General features: G+C 45.1%; 2 protein-coding genes. Both read left to right on the top strand.

Annotated features, from left to right (window positions below):
- The first annotated feature begins 134 nt into the window (after positions 1–134).
- Positions 135–2,507 carry an accessory Sec system translocase SecA2 gene (secA2, locus tag M4I42_RS16455; RefSeq protein ID WP_268853132.1) on the top strand — a complete coding sequence of 791 codons (2,373 nt, stop codon included), beginning with the start codon at positions 135–137 and terminating at the stop codon, positions 2,505–2,507.
- A gap of 12 nt (positions 2,508–2,519) precedes the next feature.
- A partial coding sequence (locus M4I42_RS16450) for an SLAP domain-containing protein (RefSeq protein WP_268853131.1) occupies positions 2,520–3,092 on the top strand: 573 nt, incomplete at its 3' end.

The raw sequence follows: 3,092 nt of genomic DNA, 5'->3' as shown, positions 1-3,092 counted from the left end.
GTTTCAAAACATTCGGCAAGTTTGGATGATTCAATGGGGATTTGTATTTTTTTCCTCTTATATTCCAGGCAGTTTCTTTTTTCCATAGTATGTTATAATTCGTTTAGGAATGAATTTGAGTAGGAGAGGGAACTATGCTAACAAAAGTAAAAGAACTGTTTAACGAAAGCGCTCGCGATATTAAAAAATTGCGCAAACTTGTCGAACAAGTGAATGCAATTGAACCGCACATCGCTTCCTTAACCGATGAACAGCTAAAAGCGAAAACCGATGAATTTAAAGAACAACTCCGTCAAGGTAAAACACTTGACGATTTAAAAATTGAAGCTTTTGCCGTCGTGCGTGAAGCCGCAAAACGTGTGCTCGGATTGCGCCATTATGATGTGCAGTTGATCGGTGGCTTCGTTTTACACGAAGGAAACATCGCCGAAATGCAGACGGGAGAAGGAAAAACGCTAGTCGCGACGCTTCCGAGCTATTTGCATGCCCTAGAAGGAAAAGGGGTGCATATTATTACCGCAAACGAATATTTAGCGCGCCGCGACCGAGAACAAATGGGGAAAGTGTTCGAATTTTTAGGGTTGACCGTCGGCCTCAACATTTCGCAAATGTCTCCGCAAGAGAAAAAAGAAGCGTATGAAGCTGATATTACATACGGAACGGGAACAGAATTCGGCTTCGATTATTTGCGCGACAATATGGTATACGATATACGCGATAAAGTGCAGCGCAAGCTTCATTACGCCATCGTCGATGAAATTGACAGCATTTTAATCGATGAAGCGCGCACGCCGCTCATTATCGCGAACAAATCAAGCATCGGTGCCGAATTGTTCCAAGTAACGGCACAAATTATCCGACAATTTCAAGCGGACGAAGATTACGAATTGTATCCGGAAACAAAACAAATCTTTTTAACCGATGCCGGAGCGACGAAAATTGAACAAGCGTTTGGCATCGACAACTTGTACGACGCCGAACATCAGGCGCTCCTGCACAATGTCATGCAGTCGTTGCGCGCGTTTGTCATTATGAAGCGCGACGTCGACTACATCGTGAAAGACGGAAAAGTGCTCCTCGTCGATCAATTCACTGGCCGCATTATGGAAGGGCGAACGTTCAGCGACGGATTGCATCAAGCGATCGAAGCAAAAGAAGGAGTCGAGATTACGGAAGAAAACGATGTGCAAGCGACGATTACAATCCAAAACTATTTCCGCATGTACGACATGTTGTGCGGCATGACCGGAAGCGCCACGCCGTCAAAAGATGAATTTTGGGACACGTATCATTTGCATGTCGTCACGATTCCGACGAACAAGCCGCGGCGCCGCGTCGACATGGACGATCTCGTCTATCGCACATACGAAGCGAAAGCGAAAAAAATTGTAGCGGAAGTGAAAAAAATGCACGATATCGGTCGTCCTGTCTTAATCGGTACGACATCAATCGCGCAGTCGGAACGATTATCGCAATATTTAACGAAACACGGCATTCAACACCAAATTTTAAACGCTAAAACGGAAGAGGACGAAGCGCGCATCATTGCGCTTGCTGGACAAAAAGGGCAAGTGATGCTGGCGACGAATATGGCCGGGCGCGGAACCGATATTTTGTTAGGCGAAGGGGTCGCAGAGCTTGGTGGGTTGCATATTATCGGCACAGAACGCCATGAAAGCAACCGCATCGACATGCAGCTACGTGGCCGCGCGGGGCGGCAAGGGGATCCTGGTTCTTCGCAATTTATTATCTCATTAGAAGATGAACTGTTTAAATCTTATGACAAAGAAGAACTAGAAAAATGGCTCAGCAAAGTGAAAACCGATGAAGACGGTCTTATTATTTCTCCAGACCCAGTCAAATTTGTAAAAAAAGTGCAAGAAACAGTCGAACACGCTCATTATTCTGCACGCGCGCATCTATTAAAGCTAGATTCTGTCATCGATCGACAAAGCAAAATCATTTATCAAATGCGCGATCGCATTTTAGCGTGTGCCCAAGAAGAAATGATGAACGAGGTGCTTGATTATATTAAAAACTATTTGATGCAGACCATTGAAAAATATTGTTTGCCAGACGTTTTCTACGAAGAGTGGAACATCAAAGGCTTGCACGAGGAACTGTCGTTCGTATTTTTGCGTTTTCACAAAACGATCGATGATTTGAAAGAACTAGAAAAAGAGCAAATTGAACAAATCGTTTTGGGAGAATACGAGAAATTGAAGGCGGACTTATTGACGCTGAAAGACGATGAAATGCTTGCGACACAGCTCAAACGCTTTATGATCCAAACGATCGATTCTCACTGGATCCGTCATCTCGATACGATCACTAACATAAAGGACGGCATTCATTTGCGCGGATACGGCCAAGAAGATCCGTACCGCCTATTCGAGATCGAAGCATTTCATGAATTTGTCCGTCTCCAGCAAGACATTCAAGCGAATATTTCGATTCGCTTTATGAACTATGTCAAAAGCCAGTTTGAACTGGACGGCAACCAATAAGGGGGAAATGACATGATTTTTAGACGAAAAACAAAAACAACCGATTCAAACGTAACTACGCTTCATCCCGGGCCGGCTTCCGGCGTGGATGAAGCGCAACCGGCTGACATTAAAACGACGTTATCGTTTCATCCGGATTGGGACGTATCGCCGCAAGAACGGTACGTTTATCAATTTCACCATCAGCAACTTCCGCCGTTAAAACCGAATCAACTTTCGATTTCTGGAATGAAGCTGATCGAGTACAACGACGGGTTTGTCGTCGTCGCCTTTTTACGAAGCACGCTGCCAAAGCCGGTCCGCTTTGAACAAATGGATTTGCTGCTCTTGGATGAAAACGGACAGGCGATCGCCAAACGAACATTTGAGATGGACAGCTTCGGTGAACTGCCGCCAATGACGGCAAGGCCATGGCGTTTTCTCTTTTCTGCAGAAGATAAGCTTGTCGATACGATCCCACAAAAAGGATGGACAATTGCATTTGAACTTAAACAAGCGCCAAAGCGTGAAGACCATCGCCTTGACCTAGAAGCAAGCTGGGAACAGGCTTTATCGACACAACAGCGCGAACATTTGCAAAAGTTA

It is taken from the genome of Anoxybacillus sp. J5B_2022, assembly GCF_026847645.1.
GTDB lineage: Bacteria > Bacillota > Bacilli > Bacillales > Anoxybacillaceae > Anoxybacteroides.
This window is presented reverse-complemented; position numbering and strand designations above follow the sequence as displayed.